The sequence below is a fragment of the uncultured Aquabacterium sp. genome (assembly GCF_947366995.1).
In the GTDB taxonomy this organism is placed as follows: Bacteria; Pseudomonadota; Gammaproteobacteria; order Burkholderiales; family Burkholderiaceae_C; genus Aquabacterium.
In genome coordinates this window covers 20,276-45,424 of record NZ_CANBCC010000016.1, presented here as the reverse complement: position 1 = coordinate 45,424, position 25,149 = coordinate 20,276, and the positions used below count along the sequence as shown (strand labels likewise).

The following is a 25,149-nucleotide window of genomic DNA, read 5'->3' as shown; positions in this document are numbered from 1 at the left end:
GCTCAGGCGTTGAGTTCGTTGGCCGCCTCCGGGCGCTCGATCAGTTCCACCTTGTAGCCATCCGGGTCGGTGATGAACGCGATCACGGTGGAGCCGCCCTTGATGGGGCCGGCTTCGCGTGTGACCGCGCCACCCAGCGTGGTTGTCTTGGCGCGCACGGCGTCGCAGACCGCGGCGGCGTTGTCCACGCCGATGGCGATGTGGCCATAGGCCGTGCCCAGCTCGTACTGGCTCACGCCGTAGTTGTAGGTCAACTCGATCTCGGCGTGCTCGGGGTTGCGGCCATAGCCCAGAAAGGCCAGCGTGTACTGCTGTTCAGGCCGATCGGTGGTCCGCAACAGCGTCATGCCCAGGGCCTGGGTGTAGAAGTCGATCGATCGCTGGAGATCGCCGACGCGCAGCATGGTGTGGAGCAGTCGCATGGAGTGGGTCCTTCAATTCGAGGACCCGAAGTCTGCCAGGGAAGCGTGAACCCGGTGTGATGCGGGTCATGTCTGGTGGCGTCAGGCTGGCGTGGCCCAGCCGGCCAGGCGGGCTTGCTGCTGCAGGTCCGCCAGGTCGACGGGAACCCACTCGCGCACGCTGTTGAGCAGTGCCGCGGCGTCCGCTTTTAACAGGTCGCTGCGATGGAGCGGGCGCTCGTGCAACTCGCCGCTGGCCAGCGCCGCAGCGCGCATCACGCCGGGCAGCAGGCCCGCCTCCAGCTGGGGCGTGTACCAAGTACCGTCCAGTTGCAGGGCGAGGTTGCCGATCGTGAACTCGGTCAGCAGGCCCGCCTCGTTGTGCAGCAGGGTGTCGAAGCACCCGGGCGGTGGTGCAAAGCCGGCGTAGGCCTGGCGTCGTGTGGTCTTGTGGCGGATGAAGTCGTCCGCTGGTGGCATGGTTGTGCGGGCCAGTGCCACACGCACGGATCCCGGATCGGCACCGGGTGTGCCCGGGCCGGAAAGGGCAGCCGCTTCCACGCTGAAGCGGCCGTCGGGGCCCAGCAGCAACCTGACCTTGTGCACGCCCGTGGGGTGCGCGAGCGCGATCTGGCTCAGCGCCTGATCCAGACCATGGCGTTGCGCCGGGGTCAACACGGGCCAGCCGAAATGCGCGGCGCTGGCCGCCAGGCGCGCAAGGTGACGATCCACCCGACACATGCGTCCAACCTCCAGGCGCAGGGATTCGATCAGCTGGAAGGGCTGCGCCGCGCGGGACAGAAAGCCCTGCTTGGCCTGCCATTCAAGCACCTCACCGGGGCCTGTGGCGTCCAGCGTGATGCCGCTGCCGATGCCGCACTCGGCACGCCAGGGCGCGGGCGGCGGGGGCGTGTGCAGGCAGACCGTGCGGATGGGCACATTGAACGTGACCCGCCCGCCGGGCTGCATGAGACCGACGGCGCCGCAGTACACGCCGCGGGCACTGCGCTCAAGCCGGGCAATGTGGTGCATCGCCTGTCGCTTCGGGGCACCGGTGACCGAGCCACACGGGAACAGGGCCGCAAACGCTTCGCTCAGACGAAGCCCTGCCCGGCTGCGCGCGGTGATGGTCGATGTCATCTGCCAGACTGTGGGCAGGGCGTGCAGGTCGAACAGCGATGGCACGCGCACCGAGCCGACCTCGGCCACGCGCGACAGGTCGTTGCGCAGCAGGTCGACGATCATCAGGTTCTCGGCGCGTTCCTTGTCGCTGCTGCGCAGGCAGTCGGCGGCGCGGGCGTCGGCCTGCGCCTCGGGCCGACGTGCGGCGGTGCCCTTCATCGGCCGGGTCACCAGCGTCTCGCCGTCCCAGTCGAAGAACAGCTCCGGCGAGACGCTCAGCACGGCGCCCGGGGCACGGCAGGCCGCCCGGGCGTCCAGCATCAGCGTATACCCCTCCGGCTGGCTGCGCTGCAGCGCGCGAAAGTACGGCCACATGCCTTCGGAGCCGCCTTCAAAGGGGCTGCGCAGGCGGGCGGTGAGGTTGATCTGATAGACCTCGCCCGCGCGGATCAGCTCGCGAATGGTTTCTACGCGGCCCAGTACGGCGGCTTCGTCCAGTTCGGCGGTCCATGCGCTGGCAGACCAGGCGGGCTCGGGCGCGGCGAGCGGGCTGCCGTCCCATGCTTCTGCGTCGTTGAACACCGCCCAGACGGCGTAAGGTTGCCCGGGGGGCAGGGCCTTCACCGGCAGGTGCGGGTCCAGGCCGGGGGCGGCCTCGTAGGCCACCCACCCCACGCACCAGTGCCCGGCCTTGGCGAGCGCGTGTGCTGCGTCCAGCAGGCCGGCGACCTGGCTGGGGTCATGGGCCACCAGCCATTGTGTTGGGCGTTCGAAGCGCCAGCGTGCACGGCCCGGGCCGTCGGGCAGGGGGAAGTCGACGAGCGCGGTGGGGAAGGCGGGATCCTGATCAAGCACGGCGTGCAGGCGAGACGGCCACCGTCAGCAGCACCAGGCCCACGACGGCAAACAGCGCCAGGCTCCAGAACGCGAAGGGCACGCCGAGAAGGTTCACGGCGGCATCGGCACAGGATGCGCGCACCTCGAAGACCTCGGGCCAGCGCGTGTCGAGGCCCAGCCCGCTGATGACCTTGTCGGCCAGTGTCAGGGCGCACGAGTTGGTGCGGGCGGCGACGAAGTGCTGCCACAGCGCGGCCGCGATGCCCGATGCGGACAGCAGCACGCCCACCAGCGCGGGTGCACGGCGCGGCCACCCGGCCGGGAGCGCTGCGCCGATCAGGCACAGCACCGCCACAGCGACGAACAGGATGCGCTGCAGGATGCACCACGGGCAAGGCTCCATGCCCCACTGGTGCTGCGCGTAGAGGGCGAAGCCGACGGACAACGCGCACACGGCGCCCAGGCCGGTCAGCAGAGTACGGGAGGGCAGAGCGGTCAGTGCCATGGCCTCAGGCCACCTCGGCAATCAGCTCGATCTCGACGCAGGCACCCAGCGGAACCTGTGCCACGCCGAAGGCGCTGCGGGCGTGCTTGCCGGCTTCGCCAAAGACCTCGCCGATCAGCTCGGAAAAGCCGTTGGTGACCAGGTGGTGCTCGGTGAATTCGGGCGTGCTGTTGACCAGGCTGGTGGCCTTCACGATGCGCACCACCTTGTCCAGCCCACCGGCCGCCGCGTTCAGCGTGCCGAGCAGGTCGATGGCGACCGCGCGGGCGGCGGCCTTGCCTTCCTCGGTGGTCAGGTTCTTGCCAAGCTGCCCCACCCACACCTGGCCGTCCTTGCGGGCGATGTGGCCCGACAGGTAGACCATGTTGCCGCTGCGCACGAAAGGCACGTAGGCAGCAGCGGGGATGGACACGGGCGGCAGGGTGATGCCGAGGGCTTCAAGGCGTTGGGCGATGCTCATGATGGCGGGGGCGACGAGAAGGGGGAGGCCGGCGCGCGGGTGCAACGCGGCGTTTGGCGGGGATGGTACATGAGGGCGTTCCGTCCTGCCGCTGGGGGCATGGTGCGACGGTCAAGTCACCCTCAGAGGTGGCCCGTGCGGGGGTGGGCAAGCCGTTGCGGCGGCGCCATGCTGACGGGTTCAGCCCTCACCCAGCCCATGTCTGTCGCCCCTCCTGATGTGCTGCCTCGTTGCCCCGCGTCGGTGCCTACACCGCGGGGGCGCGGCCTGAGCTGGGCTGAATCGACGGTGGTGGTGTCGACGGGGTGGTGGTTGGCGTGGCTGTGTCCGCTCGCGTGGGTGGCCGGCACCGCGGTCCAGCTGGGGCAGCGCACCGTGTCGTCGCTTGCTTTGCACGCGCTGGCGCTGGCCGTGGCGGCAGGGCTTTTGGTGTTCGCCGTCTGGACAATGCGCCGTGCACCGTACTGGCTGGGGCGCGGTGCCGCGTGTGTGGCGGCCGCCCTGCTGCTGGGGTGGGGGCTCACGGGGATGCGGGCCTCCGCCAGGCTGGCGGAGGCAGTGCCGTCGGGCTGGCAGGGGCGTGAGGTGCCGCTGTGCGTGCAGATCGACGGTTTGCCGGCCCGCACGGCGTGGGGTGTGCGCGTGGATGCCATCCTGCTGGGCGCCGAGGGGCAGGGGTGCCAGGGGGCACGGCCCGCGCCGAAGCGGCCTTTTCATCGGCTTCAATTGCAGGCGCCCGAGGGCCTGGCGATGACTGCATTGCGTTCCGGCGAGGTCTGGCGACTGCGAGCCAAGGTGCGTGCGCCTGACGGGCTGGCCAACCCTGGCGGCCACGATGCGGAGCTCGGCCCGTTCGCGCGCGGTGTGAGGGCCGTGGCGTCGGTGCGGGCCAAGCCGGAAGCACCCGTGCGCGTTGCGGCGGCCGAAGGGTGGTCGGATGGGTGGGTGGAGCGCGCCCGCCATGCGGTGCGCGAAGCCATTGCGCAGGCCGTGAGCAACCCGGCCAGCGCGGGCGTGCTCGCCGGGCTGGCGGTCGGGGATCAATCTGCCATCGAGCGGGATGACTGGGCCATCTTCCGCCAGACGGGTGTGGCGCACGTGGTGGCCATCAGTGGCACGCACGTCGTGATGTGCGGCTGGTTGGTGGCCTGGCTGGTTCGCCGGCTGTGGGGCCGCGTGCCTGCCCTGGCGTTGCGGTGGCCCGCCCCTGAGGTGGCCCGCTGGGTGGGGGTGGCGGGCGCTGCCGGCTATGCCGTGCTGGCCGGCTGGGGGCTGCCCGCGCAGCGCACGGTGTGGATGCTGCTGATCGTCTCGCTGCTGCGCAGCGGAGCGCGCCGCTGGCCGTGGCCCCTGGTGTGTCTGTGGGCCGCGGCGGGCGTGCTGGCGTTCGAGCCCTGGGCGTGGCGCCAGGCCGGGTTCTGGCTGTCGTTCGTGGCGGTGGCCGTGTTGATGAACGATGGCAGCATCCGGCAGCCGGGGCGGGGACCGGAGCCTCACCAGGGTGGCCCGCTGCCGAACGGGCCCGATACCCTGCCGACCAGGTCATCATGGCGTGGTCGCGCGCAGACACTGTGGGCCCAGGGCCGCGAACTGCTTCGCGTGCAGGTGCTCGTGACCTTGTCGCTGGCACCCGTCACCCTGGCGTGCTTTCAGCAGTTTTCGCTGATCGGTCTGGTGGCGAACCTGGTCGCCATCCCGGTGTTCACCTTGCTGATCACGCCGATGGCCCTGCTCGGCGTCGTGTGGTCGCCGATCTGGGGGCTGGCGGCGCACGGGGTGGAGGTGATGCGCGCGGTGCTGGGTTGGCTTGCCGAGGTGCCTTACGCCACCTGGTCGTCGCCCGAGACGCCGCTGTGGCTCACGGTCGGCATGGTGGCCGCGGGGATGCTGTGCCTGCGGCCGTGGCCCTGGCGGCTGAAGCTGCTGCTCATGCCCTCGCTGTTGCCGCTGGCGTGGTTGCCCCCGACGTGGCGGGTCTTGCCACCGCCCGCGCACGGCTTCCACGTGGTGGCCGCCGACGTGGGGCAGGGCAGTGCGGTGCTGGTGCGCACCGCGCGCCATGCCTTGTTGTTCGACGCCGGCCCCGCCATGGGCCGCGAGCACGATGCGGGTGAACGTGTGGTGCTGCCCTTGCTGCAGGCCCTCGGTGTGACGCAACTCGACACGCTGATGCTCAGCCACGAAGACGCGGACCATGCCGGTGGTGCGCGTGCCGTGCTCGGCGGGGTGCCGGTGATGGCCTTGCACCACAGCTTGCCGGCAGGTCACCCGCTGCTGGCGCCCTCCGGGGAGGCACCCGGCCCTCGCCCCGAGGCGAAGCCGTGTGAGGCAGGACAAGCGTGGACCTGGGACGGCGTCCGATTCGAGGTGCTGCACCCGTTCACACGGCGGGCCGATCGATCTGATGGCCGGCGCAGCGACGGCAACGCGCATTCCTGTGTCCTGAGGGTCAGCGTGCCGGCACGGGCGGGCCAGGACGCCGCGTCGCTGCTTCTTACTGGCGACATCGGCCACGCCGAGGAACGCGCCCTGGTGGCGCGACATGGCGCCGACGTGCTGAGCAGCACCGTGCTGGTGGTGCCGCATCATGGCAGCGCCGGCTCGTCGAGCGAGGCCCTCCTGAAGGCGGTGCAGCCCCGCGATGCCGTGGTACAAGTCGGGCGCCGCAATGCGTACGGGCACCCGTCTCCTGTGGTGATGCGGCGCTACAGCGAGCACGGCATCGCCGTTCGCGGCACGCCAGCCTGTGGTGCATGGACGTGGGACAGCACCGCCCCGCGCGGGAGTTGCTGGCGCGACACCACCGCCCGATACTGGTTCGTGCGCGACGGACGCGATTGAAACTCTCGTATGCTTGAGGGATGCGTGTCCTGCTTGCTGAAGACGACGACATCCTGGCCGATGCCCTGGCCGAACAGCTCGGCAATGCCGGGTTTCAGACCCAGGTGGCGGCCGACGGGCGTACCGCGCTCGAAGCCCTGACTTCCCAGCCTTTCGACGTGGCCGTGCTGGACCTCGGTTTGCCGAAGCTCGACGGCCTGAGCGTGCTGAAGGCCGTGCGCGAGGTCAAGCCGGCGTTGCCCATCCTCATCCTCACCGCCCTTGACGGGCTGGAGCACCGGGTGGCCGGCCTCAATGCCGGGGCCGACGACTACCTGACCAAACCCTTCGACTTCCCGGAGCTCGAGGCGCGGATCCGTGCGCTGCTGCGCCGCTTCAAGCCCCAGGCGGGCAGCACCGTGTCGCTCGGGGCGCTGAGCTTTGACCGCGAGGCGCGTCGTGCCGTCGTCGACGGTGAGCCGGTGGAGTTGTCACCGCGGGAGTGGGAGCTGCTCGACCTTTTGCTCACCCAGCGCGACAAGGTGGTGACCAAGGACGAGATCGCACAAGCCTGGGATCTGGATCGCAACCAGGGTGGCCCCAGTTCCATCGAGGTCTACATCCATCGGCTGCGTCGCAAGCTCGAGCCCTCGGGCGTGTCGATCCGCACGGTGCGCGGGCTGGGCTACCTGCTCGAACTGCAGGCCTGACGCCGGGGCGCCGTGCGGGACTCCCCCTTGCCCGGTCCGACGGACGATGACCGTGCCGAGGCGCTCGACCTGCGGGTCGGCAGCCCGCTCAGCCGTCAGCTTCTGTGGTGGATCGTGCTGCCACAGCTGGTGCTGTGGCTGGTGGGGGCGTTCGTCACGTACAGCGTGGCATCGAACTACGCCAACCAGATGGTCGACCGCAGTCTGTTCCAGACCTCGCGCGCGCTCGCTCGCCAGGTGAAGCCGATCGACAACGGCCTGCTGATCGACTTCCCGCGTGCGGCCCGCGACATCATTGAGACCGACCCCGACGACACGGTCTACTACATGGTCAGCACGCCGCCCGGGCGGTTCATCCTGGGCAACCAGCAACTGCCGCCGCCATCCGAGCGCGTCCAGCTGGAGAACGACCAGCCCTATTTCTATGACGCCACCGTGCGCGAGACGCGCGTGCGTGTGGCCGCGCTGCTGCTGCCCTATGGCGAGGGGGGCAAGGAGCGTCTGCTGGTACAGGTTGCCAAGAGCCGCGCCAGCCGAGAGGCCCTGGCTCGGCGCATCCTCATTGACACTGCCTTGCCACTGTCAGGGCTGATCGTGCTGATGACCCTGATCGTCTGGGCGGGCATTCGGGCGGGGTTGGCGCCGCTGTCCCGGCTGCGCCGGCTGGTGGAAGACCGCCATCCCAACGACCTCAATCCGATCCGCATGACGGCCGCGCCTGCCGAGGTGCATGCGCTGGTGATGGCGCTCAACAGCCTGCTGGCCTCGGTGCGACGCAACGTCGAGACGCAGAAGCGCTTCATCAGCGACGCGGCCCACCAGCTTCGCACCCCGCTGGCCGGTGTGAAATCTCAGGCCGAGCTGGCGCTGGAAGCGGCCCAGGAGCCACAGCTGCGGGCCCGGCTTGAGCGCGTGCGGGCGAGCGCCATGCGCAGCGCGCATCTGGTGAACCAGTTGCTGACGCTGGCGCGGGCCGAGCCTGAATCGGCCATGAAGCAGGGCCAGGTGCCGGTGCCCATCGGCCCGTTGGCGCGCGAGTTGACGGCCGAGTTGGTGCCCCGCGCGCTGCAGATGGGCGTGGACCTGGGGTGTGATGAGCCGGAGTCGCACGAGGGCGAAGGCCGGGCCGACAACGAATTGGTGGTGATCGGCAACCCCTTGCTTCTGCGCGAGGCCCTGGTGAACCTCATCGACAACGCGATGCGGTATGCCGGGCGCGGCAGCCTCGTCACCGTGCGTACCCGCCGCGAAGGCGAGCAGGTGGTGGTCGAGGTGGAGGACAACGGCCCCGGCATTCCGACGGCTGACCACGCGCGGGTGTTCGAGCGCTTCGTGCGCGGCAGCAACGACGGTACGGGCTGCGGCCTCGGTTTGCCCATCGTCCGGGAAATCATCCTTCAGCATGGGGGCAGCGTCTCGCTGTACAACGTGGTGCCACACGGTCTACGTGTGCGGGTCAGCCTGCCGGTTCGCGCGCGAACCTAGGGAAGACCCCTGGATTCAAGAACCGTTAATTTATTAATAATTCATTAACGGTTTGTGAGGCGCCACGCTGCACGCCCGTTGATCCTCAAACACACACAGATCCCTCGTTGACGAGAAGGAGACGCCCCATGTCGAAGAAGATGATGTTCGCGCTGCGCGCGGGTGCCGTGGTCGCCGCCTCGATGGTGACCGTCCTGGCCGCGCAGGCCGGCGAAGTCGAAGTGCTGCACTGGTGGACTTCGGGCGGCGAAGCCAAGGCGGCCAAGTCGCTGCAGGCCACGTTGCAGGCCAAGGGCCACAGCTGGAAGGACTTCGCCGTGGCGGGCGGCGGCGGGGACTCGGCCATGACGGTGCTGAAGTCGCGCGTCGTGTCGGGCAACGCACCGGCGGCGGCCCAGATCAAGGGACCGTCCCTTCAGGAGTGGGCACAGGAAGGTGTGCTGGCCGACATGTCGGACGTGGCCGCCACCAACCAGTGGGACAAGCTGCTGCCCACGGTCGTGGGCAACATCATGAAGTACAAGGGCAAGTACGTGGCCGTGCCGGTCAACGTGCACCGCGTCAACTGGCTGTGGGCCAACCCGGAAGCCTTCAAGAAGGCCGGTGCCAAGGTGCCGACCAACTGGGACGAGTTCTTTGCAGCCGCTGAAAAACTGAAGGCCGCCGGCATCATTCCCGTAGCCCACGGTGGCCAGAACTGGCAGGACTTCACCACCTTCGAGGCGGTGGCGCTGGGTGTGGGGGGCACCGAGTTCTACAAGAAGGCGCTGGTGCAGCTGGACCAGGCCACGCTCAAGAGCGAGACCATGACCAAGGTGCTCACGACGTTCAAGCGCGTGAAGAGCTACACCGACAAGAATGCGCCGGGCCGCGACTGGAACCTGGCCACGGCCATGGTGATCCGTGGCGAGGCCGGCATGCAGCTGATGGGCGACTGGGCCAAGGGCGAGTTCATCTCGGCCGGCAAGAAGCCGGGCGTCGATTTCGTCTGCACGGCCGCACCGGGCACCGCCAAGGCCTTCACCTTCAACATCGACTCGTTCGCGCTGTTCAAGCTCAAGAACGAGGCCAATGTGAAGGCCCAGAAGGACCTGGCTGCGGCCGTCATGTCGCCCGAGTTCCAGGAGGTCTTCAACCTGAACAAGGGTTCGATCCCGGTGCGCCTGGGCCAGAACATGGACAAGTTCGACGATTGCGCCAAGCAGTCTTCCAAGGACTTTGTCGAGACGGCCAAGACCAACACGCTGGTGCCGTCGATTGCCCATGGCATGGCCGTGTCGTCGGCCGCTGAAGGTGCGATCAAGGACGCGGTGTCCAACTTCTGGAACAGCGACCGCATGACCGTGGCCCAGGCCATGGACAAGATCGCCGCCGCCGCACGCACCAAGTAAACCGAGCAAGCCGCATCACGCGATGCGAAGGGCAGGGCCGTCACGAGCGGCCCTGGCCCCTTGCCCCCATGCCGATGTTGTTCGCGCATGGGCGGCCCTTTCTTTTGCCTGTTCTTTCTGAAGGGATGTCGCTGACATGACCCGACCCGCCACCCCCACGATCCACAAGCCGCGCACACACTGGCTCCCCAAGCTGGTGCTGGCGCCGTCCTTTCTTGTCGCGATGCTGTTCATCTACGGTCTGATGATCTGGAACGGCTACCTCTCGGTGTCGGCCTCGCGCCTGCTGCCCAACTACGAGTTCGTGGGGCTGGCGCAGTACGAACTGCTGTTCGAGAGCGAGCGCTGGATGGTGGCGCTCAAGAACCTGTGGGTGTTCAGCGCGCTGTTCATCGGATTCGGCATGGCCATCGGGCTGTTCCTGGCCATCCTGCTCGATCAGAAGATCCGCGCCGAAGGCTTTCTGCGCACCGTCTACCTCTACCCGATGGCGATCTCGTTCATCGTCACCGGCACGGCCTGGAAGTGGATCCTGAACCCGGGTCTGGGCATCGAGAACCTCATGCAGCAATGGGGCTTCGAGAACTTCACCTTTGGTTGGCTGGTCGACCCCGACTACGCCATCTACTGCGTGGTCATCGCCGGGGTGTGGCAGAGCGCCGGCTTCGTGATGGCGCTGTTCCTGGCCGGTCTGCGGGGCATCGACGACAGCATCATCAAGGCGGCCCAGGTCGATGGTGCTTCGCTGCCGCGCATCTACTGGCGCATCATCGTGCCCAGCCTGCGCCCCGTCTTCTTCTCGACGCTGATGGTGCTGGCCCACCTCGCGATCAAGAGCTTCGACCTGGTGATGGCGCTGACCGCCGGCGGCCCGGGCTATGCGTCCGACGTGCCCGCCACCTTCATGTACGCGATGTCCTTCACCCGCGGCCAGATCGGCCTGGGGGCGGCTTCAGCCACCGTGATGCTGGCCACCGTGGCCGCGATCGTCGTGCCTTATCTGTATTCCGAACTGCGGGCCCGCCGCTGATTGCCCGCAGGAGTGCTCACCATGAACCGATTCCATCGATTCGCCATCTACACGCTGCTGGGCCTGTTCGCGCTGGTCTTCCTGGCACCGATGTACGTCATGCTCGTCACGTCGCTCAAGGACATGGACGAGATCCGCAACGGCAACCTGCTGTCGCTGCCCGGCTCCATCAACCTCGACGCGTGGCTCAAGGCCTGGTCCACCGCCTGCACCGGTGCCGATTGCGGCGGCCTCAAGCCTTACTTCTGGAACTCGGTCGTGATGGTGGTGCCGGCGGTGCTGATCTCGACCGTGCTGGGGGCCATCAACGGCTACATCTTCAGCAAGTGGCGCTTCCGCGGCAGCGAAGTCATGTTCGCGCTGATGCTGTTCGGCGTGTTCATGCCGATGCAGGTGGTGTTGCTGCCCATGTCGCAGGTGCTGGGCTGGTTCGGCCTGTCCAGCTCGGTGTGGGGCCTCGTCATCGTGCACGTGATCGCCGGCCTGGCGTCGACCACGCTGTTCTTCCGCAACTACTACGTCGGGCTGCCCGATGAACTGATCAAGGCCGCGATGCTGGATGGTGCTGGTTTCTGGCGCATCTTCTTTCGCATCGTGTTGCCGCTGTCGACGCCCATCGTGGTCGTCGTGCTGATCTGGCAGTTCACCGCGATCTGGAACGACTTCCTCTACGGCGTGGTGTTCTCCGGTGCCGAGTCCAAACCGATCACCGTAGGCCTGAACAACCTGGCCAACACCTCCAGCACGGTCAAGGAATACAACGTCGACATGGCGGCCGCCCTGATTGCCGCGCTGCCCACGCTGTTCGTCTACGCCGTCGCCGGCAAGTACTTCGTGCGCGGCCTGACCGCTGGCGCCGTCAAGGGCTGATCCGGCCCGATCCCCTCATCCGCTCGAATTCACACAAGAAGGACAAGCCCATGGGCGCTCTTTCCATCCGCAACGTTCGCAAGGCCTACGGTGGCCACGAGATCCTCAAGGGCATCGACATCGAGATCGAAGCCGGCGAGTTCCTGATCCTGGTCGGCCCGTCGGGCTGCGGAAAATCCACACTGCTGAGCATGATCGCCGGGCTGGACACGCCGACGTCCGGCAACATCCTGATCGGCGACCAGGACGTGACCTTCGCCCCCCCGAAGGACCGCGACATCGCCATGGTGTTCCAGAGCTATGCGTTGTACCCCAGCATGAACGTGGCCGAAAACATCGCCTTCGGCCTGGAGATGCGCAAGGTGCCCAAGGCCGAGCGCGAAGCGGCGGTGGCCCGCGTGGCCAAGATGCTGCAGATCGAGCACCTGCTCAAGCGCAAGCCGGGCCAGCTGTCGGGCGGCCAGCGTCAGCGCGTGGCGATGGGCCGGGCGCTGGCCCGCAACCCCAAGCTCTTCCTGTTCGACGAGCCGCTGTCCAACCTCGACGCCAAGCTGCGTGTCGAGATGCGCGCCGAGATCAAGCTGCTGCACCAGCGCACCCGCACCACCACTGTCTACGTCACGCACGACCAGGTCGAGGCCATGACGCTGGGCGACCGCATTGCGGTGATGAAGGACGGTGTGCTGCAGCAGTTCGGCACGCCGGACGACATCTACTCGCGCCCCGCGACGAAGTTCGTGGCCGAGTTCATCGGCTCGCCGGCCATGAACATGGTGAAGTCGCACCGTGCTGTCGGTGCGGCCGGGCTGGTCGCTCATGGGGTGAGCCTGCCGCTCGCGGAGGGCCATCTGACTGCCCTGCAGCAGCAGCAGCAGCAGCCGGGGCAGGGTGACGTGACGTACGGGTTGCGACCCGAGAGCCTGTCCATCGGGCCCGTCGAAGGCGCCAACCTGGCGGGCGCCGTGACCATGCTGGAGCCTACAGGCCCTGAAACCTATGTGTTCCTCGACACGCCGATCGGGCCGCTGGTGTCGCGCGTGGCTGGGCCGCGTGCCAACCTCACGGTGGGCGAACGGGTGGGCCTGCGCTGGGATGCGGCTGAAGCCCACCTGTTTGACGACGCGACCGATCAGCGCATCGGCTGACGCGCTGGCTGCTCAGTCTTCCTGCTCAACGATGCGGGAAGCGAGCACCTTGTCGATGCGCTTGCCGTCCATGTCGACGACCTCGAAGCGCCAGTCCTGCCATTCCACGATGTCGGCCGTGCGCGGCAGGCGCCCCAGCAGCAGCATCACCATGCCGGCGAGCGTGTTGTAGCGGCCACGGTCCTCATCGGGCAGGGTCTTCAGACCCAGGCGGTCCTTCAACTCCGGGACGGGGATCAGGCCATCGATCAGCCACGAGCCGTCCTCGCGCTGCACCGCCCAGGCGTCTTCGGCCTCTGGCGGAGTGAATTCGCCTGTGATGGCTTCCAGCACGTCGCGCAGGGTGATCACGCCCTGCACCTCGCCGTACTCGTCCACCACGAACACCATCTGCGTGTCGGAGGCGCGGAAGTGCTCGAGCAACTCCATGCCGGACAGGGTTTCGGGCACGAAGACCGCCGGCTGCAGGCCTTCACCCAGCGTGGCCTGCTGTTGTTGGGTCAGCTGGTGCAGCAGTTGCTGCGCGGTCACCACGCCCACCACATCATCAAGCCCGCCCCGGCACACCGGGTAGCGCGAGTAGCCATGCTCCGCAATGGTGGCCAGGTTGTCGGCCATCGGCGCCTCGATGTTGAGGAAGGCGATGTCGCCGCGCGGAATCATCATCGAACCGATCTGGCGCTCGTCCAGCCGGAACACGTTGCGCACCATCTGGTGTTCGTGGGCCTCGATCACGCCGGCATCCAGGCCCTCTTCGAGCTGGGCCGCAATCTCTTCTTCCGTCACGCTGCGGTTGCCGTTGTCACGGATGCCCATGAGCTTGAGCACCCCTTCGGTGGCTGCAGCGAGCAGCCGCACGAACGGGCGCGTGAGCGTCGACAACCACGTCATCGGCTTGGCGACCACCCGCGCTACTGGCTCGGGGTACATCTGCGCCACCCGCTTGGGCACCAGTTCGCCGAAGATGATCGATGCGAAGGTGATGATCACGACCACGAGGCCGGTGGCGATGATGGCGGCCGCGTCTTCCGAGAGCGGGAAGTGGCCTAGCAGCCACTGCGCGAGCGGGGGAGAGAACACCGCTTCGCCGACGATCCCGTTGAGGACGCCGATGGACGTGATGCCGATCTGAACCGTCGAGAGAAACTGGGTGGGGTTGTCGTGCAGGGACATCGCTGCCTGGGCGCCGGCATCGCCGGTTTCAGCCATCACCTGCAGCCGCGCCTTTCGGCTGGCCGCCAGGGCCATTTCCGACATCGCGAACACACCGTTGAGAAGGATCAGAAAGATCAGCAGGGCAAGGTCCATACAGGGCGCCGGGCAGAGCCGGGCCATCGGTTCAAACGCGGCAAGCGTAGCAGAATCCCCTCCATGATCTACCTTGTTGGCGACATCCAGGGCTGCTGCAGGCCCTTTGAACAGCTGCTGGCCACGCTGGATTTTTCTCCCTCCCGCGACCACCTCTACGTGCTGGGCGATCTGGTGAACCGAGGGCCTGATTCGCTGGGCACCCTGCGCAAACTGCGCGCGCTGGGCGGCTCGGCCACCTGCCTGCTCGGCAACCACGACCTGCACATGCTGGCCGTGGCCCACGGCGTGCGCAAGGCCCATCGCAGTGACACCCTCGACACCGTGCTGGGTGCGCCCGACCGCGAGGATTGGCTCGCCTGGGTGCGGCACCAGCGCCTGGCGGTGCATGCCGAAGGCTGGCTGATGGTGCATGCGGGCGTGCTGCCACAGTGGGATCTGGCGCAGACCCTGGCGCTGGCAGGCGAGGTGGAAGCCCTGCTGCGCGGCGCAGACCTGGGCGACTTTCTGCACCAGATGTATGGCAACGAGCCAGCCCGCTGGGAAGATGGCCTGACCGGCGCCGACCGCTTGCGCTGCGTGGTCAACGCCTTGACCCGCCTGCGCTTCTGCGCCGCCGACGGCACGATGGAGTTTGGCACGAAGGAGGGCGCAGGCGGCGCCCCGGAGGGGCACATGCCGTGGTTCGACGTGCCGGGCCGCCGCACGGCCGGCACGCCGGTGGCGTTCGGCCACTGGTCGACGCTGGGCCTGGTGAACCGCGATGACCTGCTGGCACTGGACACCGGTTGCGTGTGGGGCGGGCAACTCACCGCTGCGCGTGTCGACGGCGCCACGCGCGAGATCATTCAGGTGTCCTGCCCGCAGGCGCAGAAGCCGGGCGGCGCCTGAGCGCCTACAATGGCGTTTCCGAGGGTGTGTGGCCGAGCGGTTTAAGGCACCGGTCTTGAAAACCGGCGAACGTTTGCGCGTTCCGTGAGTTCGAATCTCACCGCACCCGCCATCTTTCTGGCTTGTGGACCGCTCACGTCCCGGCTGCCCTGGTGTGTCACACCGACACATCCCGACTGCGGGCCCAGCCACCTTTCCTGTTTTCTCCTCACGCGCTATGTTGACGCGACGGTCGCACCCCCGCGGCCGGCACACCCGAGGAGACAGGATGATCAAGATCAGCGTGATGTATCCCCATCAGCAAGGGGCTCGTTTCGACCACGACTACTACCGCGATCGGCACATGCCGCTCGTGAAAGCCCGCATGGGTGACGCGTGCCTGTTCTACACCGTGGACAAGGGCCTTGCGGGTGGCGCGCCCGGTGAGCCGCCGGCCTACGTGGCGATGTGCCACATCTACACCGAGTCCGTTGAGGCCTTCCAGGCCGCCTTCGGTCCGCACGCCGGGGAGATCCTGGCCGACATCCCGAACTACACCGACCTGAAGCCCGTGCTGCAGTTCAGCGAAGTGGTGGTCGGCCGGTCCTGACCGACTGCTTTCGCCCGAGTCATGGCAAGCTTGCGGCATGCCACACACTGCGCCCTGCCTGCCTCAAGATCACCAACTGCTGACGTGCGCCCAGATGGCGCGGGCGGACGCGTGGGCCATCTCGCACGGCGTGCCCGGCGTCGCCCTGATGGCGACGGCTGGCAAGGTGGTGTGCGATGCGATCCGCGCCCGCTGGGCGCCGAGGCCGGTGCTGGTCTTGTGCGGCCCGGGTAACAACGGTGGGGACGGCCATGTGGTGGCGAGGTTGCTGCACGAGGCGGGATGGCCCGTCCGGCTGGCGTCCAGCGTGCCGATTGCCGCGCTTCATGGGGATGCGGCCCATCACGCCAGCCGTGCAAGCGAGGTCCTGGCAATCGAGCCCCTCTCCGATGCCATGCTGGATGGCGCACGCTTGGTGGTGGACGCCGTGTTCGGTGCCGGATTGACCAGGCCTTTTGACGGCCCCGCGGCCACGCTGCTGCGCCGGGCACGGTCCGCAGGGCTGCCGATCGTGGCGATCGACGTGCCTTCGGGCCTGCACGGTGACACGGGCGCCGACTGGGGTGTCACGCCGGCGAATTTGACCGTCACCTTCTTCCGCAAGAAGCCGGGCCACGTGCTGATGCCGGGCCGGGCGCTGTGTGGCGAAATCTGCGTGCGCGATATCGGCATTGCTCCTGAGGCCCTGTCCACGGCAGCGCATCAGACTTGGGAGAACGCGCCCGTGTTGTGGCTCGATCAGTGGGCACATCCGTCCGCGCCCGCAGCGCGCACGGGCCCCGTCGCCATCCACAAATACGTTCGGGGCCACACGGTGGTGATGGGTGGCGCCGTGATGACGGGTGCCGCACGGCTGTCTGCGCGGGCCGCGGCGCGCGTCGGCGCCGGGCTCACAACCTTGCTTGTGCCGCGGCAGGTGTGGCCGGTGTACGCCGGCGGCTTGTTGTGCGGCATGGTGCAGCCGCTGGACGACGGGGATGCCGACGCGATGGCCGCGGCGTGGTCCCGCCAGTTGGGCGCAATGAAGTGGCACAGCCTGGTGATGGGGCCGGGGGCGGCACTCGGCCTGCCGGGAGTCGATGCCGCGGCCACCCTGCGCACGCTCGTGGTCGACGCGCTGTTGCTGGCCGACGGGCGTGGTGTGGTGCTGGACGCCGATGCCCTGACCGCGTTCGAGCACGAGCCGGAAGCGCTGTTCCGCGCACTGGCCGGGCCCGTGGTGCTCACGCCGCACGAGGGAGAGTTCCGGCGGCTGTTCGGCGCGGGCTCGGGGGAAGACAAACTCTGGGTCACCCGCGAAGCGGCGCGGCGCAGCGGCGCGGTGGTGCTGCACAAGGGGCCGGATACCGTGATCGCCGATCCGGAAGGGAGGGTGGTGGTCAACACCAATGGCCCCGCCAGCTTGGCCACCGCCGGTTCTGGCGACGTGCTCAGTGGCTTGATCGCTGGCTTGCTGGCACAAGGCCTGCCCGCCTTCGAGGCCGCGTGTGCGGGGGCCTGGCTGCATGGTGAGGCGGCGCGGGCCTTTGGCCCCGGTCTGCTGGCCGACGACCTGCCCGAGCAACTGCCGGCGGTGTTGCGCCGGCTGTGGGGCTGACGCCGTTTTCAGCCGACGCAGGTTCGGTTTTTGCCGGATTGCTTGGCCTCGTACAGAGCCAGGTCGGCGCGCTCCAGCGCCGCTTCCATCGACTCGCCGGCGCGGTACAGCGTGGCGCCAGCCGAGAAGGTGATGAAGACCTTCTTGTCGTCGTGCGTGAAGAACTCGGCGCTGAGCGTGCGTTGCAGGCGGGTGAGGGCGGCCTGACCTTCTTCCAGCGAGGTGTCGGGCAGCATCACCACGAATTCTTCGCCACCGTAGCGCGCCACCACGTCCACGGGGCGCAGGCATTCGCTCACGCGGCGCGCCAGGAAGCGCAGGGCTTCGTCGCCCGTGTTGTGGCCGAGCTGGTCGTTGAGCTTCTTGAAGTTGTCGACGTCCAGCAGGGCCACCACCAGGGCCGTGTTCGAGCGGTCCACGCGTGAACGTTCGGCCTCGAAGGCTTTCTCGAGACCGCGGCGATTGGCGACCTGGGTGAGCGGGTCGGTGGCAGCCTCGGCCGACAGCTGTCGGATCTCGTCTTCAAGCTCGCGCACGCGGGCCGTGAGCTCGGTGGCGCGGCTGTGCTCGGTGTGGAGGCGTTGCTGCGTGTCGGCCACCACGGAGGCCACCGCCCGGCTTTCGGCCACCATTTCGCGCACCACCCCGGCCAGGCTCTGCAAGGTGTCGGCCGCGCCGATCGTGTCGGCGTAGCGGCCAAGGTTGTCCTGGAAGCGGTCGGTGGTCTGGCCGAGCGCGGCCAGCTCCTGCAGCATCTGGTGGATCAGGGATTTCAGCGCCTGGCGTGCCTGCTCGCGTTCGAACTTGAGCACACGCTGACGCTGCCGGGTGTCTGCCAGCAAGGCCTGGATGTGGTCCATGCCACGGCGGTTGAGGCCTTCCGAGATCTGATGACGCATGGCCAGGCACTGGCCCTGGGCCCAGCTCTCGTCCTCCGCCAGGTCAACGAGGCTGTCGGTGAGTGCGCTCACCAGTTGCGTGAGCTGCGAGGTCAGCAGATGGCGGTGGTCGATGATGCGGCGTGCCTGGTTGCAGGCCTGCGTCAGTTCGACCTGCAGGGCATTCACCTCGTGCGGCGGCAGCCCGGCGGATTGCTGTGCGCGCGTGAGGGCCTGGCGCAAGGCCAGGGTGGCTTCGGCCTGCGGGGCGCCGGGCCCCTGCAGTGCCTGCACGGCGGTGTCACCCAATTGCGCCACCGCATGGCTGGCCACGACAGGCCAGGTTTCGGTGGTTGGTGTGCGCGCCACAGCCGACGCCGTGGTGCTTGCTGCGGGTAGCGCCACCGGCGCGGTCGCTGCCGCGGGCATGCCGTCTGCGGTGTCTTCCAGCGGGGCAGCGTCCAGCGTGTCGCTGTCCCAGCTGGCGATCAGCTGGCCCAGGCGCTGGTGCAGGCGCGTGCCCGAGCCCCGGCTGCCTTCCAGCACGCGCTGGAGGCTTTCCTTCTTGCGCGCCATCGTCCACTGGCGTCCACCTCGCTCGGCACCCCGCACCACGCGCGAGATCAGCGTCGACCAGCGCTCCCCTTCATCGTGGTCCCGTTCCGCAAGGTCGGTGGCTGCCGCCGCAGGCTGCGACGTCAGGCCGCCTTCGGCCTCGTACGCCTGGCGAAAGTTGTCGGGCGTGGGTTCCAGGCGTTGCTCCGCCAGGCGGCGCAGCGCGGCCTTGGCCAGCAGGGCAGGCGTCTGCCCCTCGGTCGTCTTGCCGGGAATGGACATGGGGTTCAATGCGAAGAAGGGGGCGACAGGCCGTCGTGCGGGGGCTCGTCGTCGGTGATGCGGGGCAGCGGGTTGACGGTCTGCGAGTCGCGCACCCACTGGCTCAACTCATGAGCCGGCATCGGGCGGGCAAACAGAAAACCCTGGCAGATGTGGCAACCCAGGTCGTACAGCACCTTCATTTGCGACTCCTGCTCCACGCCTTCCGCGATGACGCGCAAGCCGAGTGCGCGGGCCAGCGCGATGATGGCCGACACCACGGCCGAACTCTGGGGCGTGTCTCCCAGGTCGTGCACGAAGGAGCGGTCGATCTTGAGCTCGCTGATGGGCAGGGTGGTGAGGTAGGCGAGCGAAGAGTAGCCGGTGCCGAAGTCGTCGATCGAGATCTGCGTGCCGAGCTGGTTGAGCCGGTGCAGCGAGGGCACGACGCCCTGCAGGTCCTTCATCAGGCCGGTTTCAGTGATCTCGAGCTCGATGGCGCGCGGGGTCACTCCCTCGCGGGCGAGGATGCTTTCCACGCGCTCGACCAGATCGGGTTGCTCGAACAGCCGGCTGGGCAGGTTCACCGCGATGGACGAGTCGAACCCGAACTCGTTCTGCCACGCGCGCGCCTGGCGGGCCGCCTCGCCGATGGCCCACAGGCTCATGTTGTTGATCAGACCGGTCGCTTCGGCCAGCGGGATGAAATCTCCGGGCGGCACCAGCTGCCCGTTGCGCCGCCAGCGCATCAGCGCCTCCGCGCCCACCATGCGGCTGGTGCGCACGTCGATCTTCGGCTGGTAATAAAGCACCAGCTCCTGGCGCTCCAGCGCCTTGTGCAACGCGGTGTCGAGGTCGAGCCGGACTCGGCCCTTGCTCGCCAACTGGGGGTCGTACATCTGCACGGCGTTACGGCCCTGGGTCTTGGCCAGGTCCATCGCCACGTCGGCATGGCGCAGCAGGTCGGGCACGTTCAGACCGTGTCCCGGAAACACCGCCACGCCCACGCTGGCCGTGATGAAGCATTCTTGGCCAGCGGCCATCATCGGCTCGCGCAATGCGTCCAGCAGGCGTTGCCCCGTGGCCATGGCCTCCGCATCGGTGCCCACCTCGGGCAGCAGCACCACGAACTCGTCGGCGCCCAGGCGGCCCACCGCTTCGAGTGTGCGGTGGGTGCGCTGGCCGAGCATCTCCATGCCGCCTTCGATGATCTGGTCGGAATGGCGAACGCAGTTGCGCAGGCGGCGTGAGACTTCGATCAGCAGTTCGTCGCCGGCATGGTGGCCGAGGTTCTCGTTGATGATCTTGAAGCGGTCCAGCCCGATCTGGAGCAGGGCCACACAGTGGTTCTGCCGTTTGGCGTGTTCGATGGCGCGCTCGGCTCGCCAGAAGATCTGACGGCGGTTCGGCAGCCCGGTCAGGGTGTCGAAGTTGGCCAGGTGCTTGATCTTGTCTTCGGCAATGCGGCGGTCCGTCACGTCCTGCACGATGCCGGTGTAGCCGATGATGTTGGCCAGCTCGTTGAACTCGGGCTCGGCCTCAATGTGCAGGATGCGCTGGCGACCGTCCATCAGGTTGACCTGGATGTCGTTGCACAGCACGGTGCCGTGATTGAGCACCTCGCGCAGGATGCGGCGGAAGCCCTTCTGATCCTCGGGCGGCATCATGCGGATGATCCGACGCAGGCCCAGGCGGTCGTACGGACCAAGGCCGAACACGCGCAGGCCTTCCAGCGAGAAGACCAGGTCGCCGACACCGCGGCGCCAGTCGAAGCTGCCCATGCGGGCCAGTTCCTGGGCGCGTGCCAGCTTGAACTTGCTGCGCTCCAATTCGGCGCGGGTTCGGGCGGCGCGCAGCAGGTAGCGCAGGCGGCCAGCCAGCAGGCTCCACTGCGTGCTCTTCACGAAGAAATCGGTCGCGCCCACCTCGTAGGCACGCGTGATGGACGCCTCGTCATCCAGCCCCGTGAGCATCAGCACCGGGATGGTCTCGAACCCGGGCAGCTGCCGCAGTTCCTGGCAGGTCGCGAAACCGTCCAGCCCGGGCATGACTGCGTCCAGCACCACCACGTCGGGCAGGTAGTCGGCAATCATCTGCAGGGCCTGCTCGCCGCTGCCCGCTTCGGTCACGGCAAAACCACGTTCACGCAGGGCGATCGACGTCAGCAGCAGGTTCACCTCGTCGTCGTCGACAAGGAGCACCCGCGGCTGTTCGTCGGGGTTGTCCGGCGCGAAGTGCGAGCCGAACGTCATCTCGCCGACTCCATCAGGGCACGAAGCCCGCGCAGCGCCCGTTCCGTCTCTGCGGGGATTTGGCGGATGCGAGGGTTCAAGTCATCTCCTGTCTGGCGCCGGATCATGTGCTCGATTTCGGCGCACAGCTGCGACAACTTGAGCGCGCCGATGCTGGCCGACGAAGACTTCAGTGTATGCGCGACATGCAGGATCGCGGTCTGGTCCTGCGCCCGCATGGCCTCTTCGAGCTGGGGCAGCATCCGGCTGACCGAGGTTTCGAACGCGCTCACGACACGTTCGAGCAGCCGGTTGTCGCCGCGCGGGTCGAGCTCGCGCAGGCGCTTGAGCGCCTCGGCATCCAGCACGGAGGCGTCGGCATCTGCTGCTGCGGCAGCAGCGGTGGAGGGCGGTTCCGAGGGGTGGTCGGGCGAGCCGGTGGGCAAAGCAGGGTTCACGGTCGCTTGGTTGTATACCAGTGTCGGCGAGGGGGCGGGTGACACCGGTTCGGTTGTCGCCTCCGAATCCCTTTCCGCTCGGGATTCTGGCGTTGCGGGTGTGGGCTCGTCGGCGCGCTGTGTGTGTTCCATGAGGATCTTCTGCAGCTGACTCTGACGGAAGGGCTTGGAGAGGTAGTCGTCAAAGCCCACGCTCAGAAAGCGCTGTTCGTCGCCTTCCAGCGCGTTAGCTGTGACTGCGATCACCGGTGTCTGGCTGGGGGTGACGAAATGGAAGCGCGTGGTGGAGCCGCGGCGGAACCAGGTCAGCGCCTCGATGCCGTCCATGCCGGGCATCTGAATGTCCATCAGCACCAGGTCGAACCTGTGCTCGCCGAGCTTGCGCAGCCCCTCGAGGGCGGAGCTGGCCACCCGCACGTCGCATCCCAGGCGCTTCAGCATCTGGCTGCACACTTCCTGGTTGACGGTGTTGTCCTCGATCACCAGCACGTGCTTGCCGAGGTGGGGCAGGTCGGCACCGCTGTCGATGCCCAGTTCGGCGGTGATACCCAGGATGGCCTGCCGCAACTCGGCCTTGCGTAGCGGCTTGGGCACGAACCGCTGGAATCCGACTTCGTGGGCCCGCTTGACGTCGTCGGGCGACGACACCGACGACAGCAGCACCATCTTCAGGTAGGGGTGCCGTCCGCTGTCCTTCAGCGCCTCGGCCAGGCCAAGACCATCCAGTTCCGGCATGTTCATGTCGACCAGCGCCAGGTCGAAGGTGCCGTCCGGGCAGCCCGCGGCCGTCAGGATGTCCAGCGCTTCGCGGCCATTGGTCGCCTGGGTCACCTTCATGCCCCACGCGGTCAGCATGTTCTCGATGACGGTGCGGTTGGTCTCGTTGTCGTCGACCACCAGCACGTGGAAGGCGGGCATGTCGGGCTCTTCCAGCATGGCCATGTCGGCCTGGGTGTCGCCCACACGCACGGGGATGCGGAAGACGAACTCGGAGCCTACGCCCGGCGCGCTGTGTGCCTCGATGGTGCCGCCCATCAGCTCGACCAGCTGCTTGGAGATGGCGAGGCCCAGGCCGGTGCCGCCGTAGCGCCGCGACATGCCGGTGTTGGCCTGCACGAAGGCGCTGAACAGGCGCGGCAGCATCTCCTGCGGGATGCCGATGCCGGTGTCGCGTACCATGAACTCCAGCTCGATCTGTGTGGCGGCCGCGTTGGAGCTGCTCTGCCCGATGGCGCGGCGGATGTCGACGACCACTTCGCCGTGCTCGGTGAACTTGATGGCGTTGGCCACCAGGTTGGTCAGGATCTGGCGCAGGCGCAGCGGATCGCCGTGGATGACGGACGGCAGGCTAGGCTGCTCGCGGAAGCTCAGTTCCAGGCCCTTTTCATGGGCGCGCGGGGCCATCAGCTCGAGCGTGTCCTCCACCAGCGTGCGCAGCACGAAGTCGCTCGTGGCCAGTTCGAGCTTGCCCGCTTCGATCTTGGCGAAGTCCAGGATGTCGTTGATGATCTCCAGCAGGCTCTCGCCCGAGCGGTAGACCGCCTGGGCGAAGCGGCGCTGCTTGTCGTTGAGCGGCGTGCCCAGCAGCAATTCCGTCATCCCCAGGATGCCGTTCATGGGGGTGCGGATCTCGTGGCTCATGTTGGCCATGAACTGGCTCTTGGCCAGGCTGGCGGCTTCGGCCAGATCGCGGGCACGCTGCAATTCCAGCGCCTGGTTGTGGTCTTCGGTGACGTCGGAGACCAGGCCGTAGAGCCGGAGTTGCCCGTCGGGCAGGCGTCGGGCGCGGGTGCGGTGGCGCATCCAGCGCATCCCCTTGCCGGGCACGATCATGCGCAGCAGGGCATCGGTGGAGGCCTCGCCGGCTTCCCCTGTTTCCCGCGCTTCCTGCTCGGCCAGCAAGGGCTGGTCTTCGGCGACGACCATGGTGCGCAGGCGGTGCGGCGCGGCGTGGATTTCGTCGGCGCTCAGGCCGTAGAGGGCCTGGGTGCGCGGGCTGAGGTACAGGTAGCTCGCACGGCGCTCGGTGGCGACGTACACCCCGTCGTCCATTGACTCGACTAGCTCGCGGAAGCGGCGCTCCGACTCTTCCAGGTCGGCCTGGGCCTGACGCGCCGACGTGATGTCGCGCACCAGCGAGATCAGCAGCCGCGGCATGCCGTTGCCGTGGCGCAGCGCAAAGTGCCGTGCGTTGACGACCTTCTCGCCGGCGGGGCTATGCCAGGTGAAGTCGTGCTCGACGGTCTCGCCCGACGCGATGGCCTCTTCCATGAAGGGGCGGGCCACGTCCAGGCCGCCTTCGCCGAGCGCCACGGCGATCGAGCCGCCGACCACCTTGTCGCGCTCGAGCCGGAACTCGACCTCGGTGTAGCGGTTGATGGCCACCACGTTCAGGTTGACCGGATCCAGCACGAACAGGCTGACGGGCAGGTTGCCGAGCAGGGCTTCGAGGAATTCGCGCTCCTGCTCGCGGACGTGCTCCTGGGCCTTGCGCCGCGTGATGTCGTTGAACAGGCAGACGTACTGGCTGCGGCCCCCCGCCTCGTCGAGCATCTGGATGGCGTCGATCTCGCCCCAGTAGCGGCTGGCGTCCGGGCCGCCGTCCCGCCGGGATTCGTACGACATGCGGAAGGGCACGCCGCGGGCGAGGTGCGACTGCAATTCGGTGATGCAGGCGGTGTCCGTCACCTCGTCGGCGAGCAGATCGGTCAGTTTGCGGCCAAGGGCCTGCTCTTCGGGCCAGCCGGTGAGGGCGACGAAGGCGGAGTTGATCCACTCGATCACCCCGTCCCGGTCGGTGATGGCCACCCCGCTGCTGATGCGGGACGCAACCAGACCAAGCCGACCCAGGTGCTCGGCGTGGCTGGCCATGCGCGCCAGGTTGGCATCGCGCTGGGCCACAAAGCCGAGCTGGATGGCCGCGATGTCGAGCACACGGGTCATGGCCGCGGCCTGCGGGCCGGGGTCGTCGAACTCGAGCAGGGCCAGCGGCCAGCCCTCGATGGCCACGGGCAGGGCCAGCACCCGACGCGTGCCGGCGGGGCGCCAGGCATAGGGTGGCTGCGCCTGGGCAGGCAGGTCGCTGACGATGGGGCGCAGTTGACCGAGGGCCAGCCCAAGAGGGCGGTCATCGCGGTGCGCGGTGGCGATGGCGGTGACGTCGATGACATCGTCGCCATCGTTCCCGGTGTCCATCCACGGCCGCAGCAGGGCCGATTCACCGTTCCAGCCCTCCACCCGCAGGCAGATCCAGGAGGGCGAGCCGAGCGCCTCGCTCAGCGCCTGACCGACGCGGTACAGCGCCTGAGGCAGGCTGGGCGCCGCATGGGCTCCTTCAACGACCCGCTGGCTGAGCGCGAGCAGGTCGCCGCATTCGGCCGGCACGGTGGGCGGGTGCGAGTCGGCGGCCATCGTCGTGAGCCCGCTGCCCTCGCCGATCGAATCCGGGTCGGCAGAGGTGTCGGCGCGGTGGCGCGCGGCATAGCCCAATCCGGCCGCCGCCACAGCCGTCAACATGAGGCCCACGCCCGACAGCCCGCCCAGCCAGCCCGCGGCCACAAGCAGAGCGAGGCCCATGATCAACAGGATCATGGTCCGGGTCGGGC

18 protein-coding genes and 1 tRNA gene are annotated in these 25,149 nt (G+C 68.0%); 11 read left to right on the top strand and 8 right to left on the bottom strand.

The genetic code is table 11. The features are described from left to right. Nucleotides 1-2: 2 nt before the first annotated feature. From gloA to Q0Z44_RS06660, 4 genes are all read right to left on the bottom strand, one after another. Nucleotides 3-422, bottom strand: a complete 420-nt coding sequence (gene gloA, locus Q0Z44_RS06675; RefSeq protein ID WP_298011353.1) for a lactoylglutathione lyase — start codon at nucleotides 420-422, stop codon at nucleotides 3-5. An 81-nt stretch (nucleotides 423-503) separates the two neighbouring features. After that, nucleotides 504-2,378 (bottom strand): chorismate-binding protein, encoded by a 1,875-nt coding sequence (locus Q0Z44_RS06670; RefSeq protein ID WP_298011352.1) that lies wholly within the window; start codon nucleotides 2,376-2,378, stop codon nucleotides 504-506. Beyond that, nucleotides 2,371-2,865, bottom strand: a complete 495-nt coding sequence (locus tag Q0Z44_RS06665; protein ID WP_298011351.1) for a disulfide bond formation protein B — start codon at nucleotides 2,863-2,865, stop codon at nucleotides 2,371-2,373. Before Q0Z44_RS06665 ends, Q0Z44_RS06670 begins: the two co-directional genes overlap by 8 nt. Before the next feature lie 4 nt (nucleotides 2,866-2,869). Next, complete coding sequence (locus Q0Z44_RS06660; RefSeq protein WP_109038343.1) at nucleotides 2,870-3,325, bottom strand: RidA family protein; 456 nt, start codon at nucleotides 3,323-3,325, stop codon at nucleotides 2,870-2,872. Between the two features lie 198 nt (nucleotides 3,326-3,523). On the opposite strand from Q0Z44_RS06660, the gene Q0Z44_RS06655 reads away from it, so the two are divergent. The 7 genes from Q0Z44_RS06655 to Q0Z44_RS06625 all read left to right on the top strand — a co-directional run bounded on the left by Q0Z44_RS06655 (nucleotide 3,524) and on the right by Q0Z44_RS06625 (nucleotide 12,776). After that, nucleotides 3,524-6,166: a DNA internalization-related competence protein ComEC/Rec2 gene (locus Q0Z44_RS06655; protein ID WP_298011350.1), complete on the top strand. Its 2,643-nt coding sequence runs from the start codon at nucleotides 3,524-3,526 to the stop codon at nucleotides 6,164-6,166. A gap of 20 nt (nucleotides 6,167-6,186) precedes the next feature. Next, nucleotides 6,187-6,855, top strand: a complete 669-nt coding sequence (locus Q0Z44_RS06650; protein WP_298011349.1) for a response regulator transcription factor — start codon at nucleotides 6,187-6,189, stop codon at nucleotides 6,853-6,855. Between the two features lie 27 nt (nucleotides 6,856-6,882). Next, a complete protein-coding gene (locus tag Q0Z44_RS06645) occupies nucleotides 6,883-8,340 on the top strand; it encodes a sensor histidine kinase (RefSeq protein WP_298011348.1) in 1,458 nt (485 codons plus the stop codon). Nucleotides 8,341-8,522: 182 nt separating this feature from the next. Continuing rightward, a complete protein-coding gene (locus Q0Z44_RS06640; protein ID WP_298011365.1) occupies nucleotides 8,523-9,731 on the top strand; it encodes an ABC transporter substrate-binding protein in 1,209 nt (402 codons plus the stop codon). A 136-nt stretch (nucleotides 9,732-9,867) separates the two neighbouring features. Next, nucleotides 9,868-10,761, top strand: coding sequence for a sugar ABC transporter permease (locus tag Q0Z44_RS06635; RefSeq protein WP_294637741.1), 894 nt, complete (start codon nucleotides 9,868-9,870; stop codon nucleotides 10,759-10,761). Nucleotides 10,762-10,782: 21 nt separating this feature from the next. Next, a complete protein-coding gene (locus Q0Z44_RS06630) occupies nucleotides 10,783-11,631 on the top strand; it encodes a carbohydrate ABC transporter permease (RefSeq protein WP_109036903.1) in 849 nt (282 codons plus the stop codon). Between the two features lie 50 nt (nucleotides 11,632-11,681). After that, nucleotides 11,682-12,776, top strand: a complete 1,095-nt coding sequence (locus tag Q0Z44_RS06625) for an ABC transporter ATP-binding protein (protein ID WP_298011347.1) — start codon at nucleotides 11,682-11,684, stop codon at nucleotides 12,774-12,776. Between the two features lie 12 nt (nucleotides 12,777-12,788). On the opposite strand, the gene Q0Z44_RS06620 is transcribed toward Q0Z44_RS06625, so the two are convergent. Next, nucleotides 12,789-14,084 carry a hemolysin family protein gene (locus Q0Z44_RS06620; RefSeq protein ID WP_298011346.1) on the bottom strand — a complete coding sequence of 432 codons (1,296 nt, stop codon included), beginning with the start codon at nucleotides 14,082-14,084 and terminating at the stop codon, nucleotides 12,789-12,791. A gap of 63 nt (nucleotides 14,085-14,147) precedes the next feature. On the opposite strand from Q0Z44_RS06620, the gene Q0Z44_RS06615 reads away from it, so the two are divergent. From Q0Z44_RS06615 to Q0Z44_RS06600, 4 genes are all read left to right on the top strand, one after another. Beyond that, nucleotides 14,148-14,975, top strand: coding sequence for a symmetrical bis(5'-nucleosyl)-tetraphosphatase (locus Q0Z44_RS06615; protein WP_298011345.1), 828 nt, complete (start codon nucleotides 14,148-14,150; stop codon nucleotides 14,973-14,975). A gap of 22 nt (nucleotides 14,976-14,997) precedes the next feature. Next, a tRNA-Ser gene (locus tag Q0Z44_RS06610) sits at nucleotides 14,998-15,087 on the top strand. A gap of 156 nt (nucleotides 15,088-15,243) precedes the next feature. Next, nucleotides 15,244-15,564, top strand: a complete 321-nt coding sequence (locus Q0Z44_RS06605; RefSeq protein ID WP_298011344.1) for an EthD family reductase — start codon at nucleotides 15,244-15,246, stop codon at nucleotides 15,562-15,564. Nucleotides 15,565-15,601: 37 nt separating this feature from the next. Beyond that, nucleotides 15,602-17,161 carry an NAD(P)H-hydrate dehydratase gene (locus Q0Z44_RS06600; protein WP_298011343.1) on the top strand — a complete coding sequence of 520 codons (1,560 nt, stop codon included), beginning with the start codon at nucleotides 15,602-15,604 and terminating at the stop codon, nucleotides 17,159-17,161. 8 nt (nucleotides 17,162-17,169) lie between these two features. Here the strand turns inward: Q0Z44_RS06600 and Q0Z44_RS06595 are convergent, their stop codons facing one another. Genes Q0Z44_RS06595 through Q0Z44_RS06585 form a run of 3 tightly spaced genes read right to left on the bottom strand, consistent with a single transcriptional unit; the run spans nucleotide 17,170 to nucleotide 25,135 of the window. After that, nucleotides 17,170-18,876: a diguanylate cyclase gene (locus Q0Z44_RS06595; RefSeq protein WP_298011342.1), complete on the bottom strand. Its 1,707-nt coding sequence runs from the start codon at nucleotides 18,874-18,876 to the stop codon at nucleotides 17,170-17,172. 5 nt (nucleotides 18,877-18,881) lie between these two features. Continuing rightward, entirely contained in the window at nucleotides 18,882-21,107 is a 2,226-nt protein-coding gene (locus Q0Z44_RS06590; RefSeq protein WP_298011341.1) for an EAL domain-containing protein, read from the bottom strand. Beyond that, nucleotides 21,104-25,135 (bottom strand): response regulator, encoded by a 4,032-nt coding sequence (locus Q0Z44_RS06585; RefSeq protein ID WP_298011340.1) that lies wholly within the window; start codon nucleotides 25,133-25,135, stop codon nucleotides 21,104-21,106. Before Q0Z44_RS06585 ends, Q0Z44_RS06590 begins: the two co-directional genes overlap by 4 nt. Nucleotides 25,136-25,149: the final 14 nt, after the last annotated feature.

Excerpts from the sequence above, each read along its gene's own strand:
- Q0Z44_RS06650 (WP_298011349.1), top strand. The coding sequence starts at position 6,187 with ATGCGTGTCCTGCTTGCTGAAGACGACGACATCCTGGCCGATGCCCTG.
- Q0Z44_RS06585 (WP_298011340.1), bottom strand. The coding sequence starts at position 25,135 with ATGATCCTGTTGATCATGGGCCTCGCTCTGCTTGTGGCCGCGGGCTGG.
- Q0Z44_RS06665 (WP_298011351.1), bottom strand. The coding sequence starts at position 2,865 with ATGGCACTGACCGCTCTGCCCTCCCGTACTCTGCTGACCGGCCTGGGC.
- Q0Z44_RS06600 (WP_298011343.1), top strand. The coding sequence starts at position 15,602 with ATGCCACACACTGCGCCCTGCCTGCCTCAAGATCACCAACTGCTGACG.
- gloA (WP_298011353.1), bottom strand. The coding sequence starts at position 422 with ATGCGACTGCTCCACACCATGCTGCGCGTCGGCGATCTCCAGCGATCG.
- Q0Z44_RS06640 (WP_298011365.1), top strand. The coding sequence starts at position 8,523 with ATGGTGACCGTCCTGGCCGCGCAGGCCGGCGAAGTCGAAGTGCTGCAC.
- Q0Z44_RS06615 (WP_298011345.1), top strand. The coding sequence starts at position 14,148 with ATGATCTACCTTGTTGGCGACATCCAGGGCTGCTGCAGGCCCTTTGAA.
- Q0Z44_RS06655 (WP_298011350.1), top strand. The coding sequence starts at position 3,524 with ATGTCTGTCGCCCCTCCTGATGTGCTGCCTCGTTGCCCCGCGTCGGTG.
- Q0Z44_RS06620 (WP_298011346.1), bottom strand. The coding sequence starts at position 14,084 with ATGGACCTTGCCCTGCTGATCTTTCTGATCCTTCTCAACGGTGTGTTC.
- Q0Z44_RS06590 (WP_298011341.1), bottom strand. The coding sequence starts at position 21,107 with ATGACGTTCGGCTCGCACTTCGCGCCGGACAACCCCGACGAACAGCCG.
- Q0Z44_RS06635 (WP_294637741.1), top strand. The coding sequence starts at position 9,868 with ATGACCCGACCCGCCACCCCCACGATCCACAAGCCGCGCACACACTGG.
- Q0Z44_RS06630 (WP_109036903.1), top strand. The coding sequence starts at position 10,783 with ATGAACCGATTCCATCGATTCGCCATCTACACGCTGCTGGGCCTGTTC.
- Q0Z44_RS06660 (WP_109038343.1), bottom strand. The coding sequence starts at position 3,325 with ATGAGCATCGCCCAACGCCTTGAAGCCCTCGGCATCACCCTGCCGCCC.
- Q0Z44_RS06595 (WP_298011342.1), bottom strand. The coding sequence starts at position 18,876 with ATGTCCATTCCCGGCAAGACGACCGAGGGGCAGACGCCTGCCCTGCTG.
- Q0Z44_RS06605 (WP_298011344.1), top strand. The coding sequence starts at position 15,244 with ATGATCAAGATCAGCGTGATGTATCCCCATCAGCAAGGGGCTCGTTTC.
- Q0Z44_RS06625 (WP_298011347.1), top strand. The coding sequence starts at position 11,682 with ATGGGCGCTCTTTCCATCCGCAACGTTCGCAAGGCCTACGGTGGCCAC.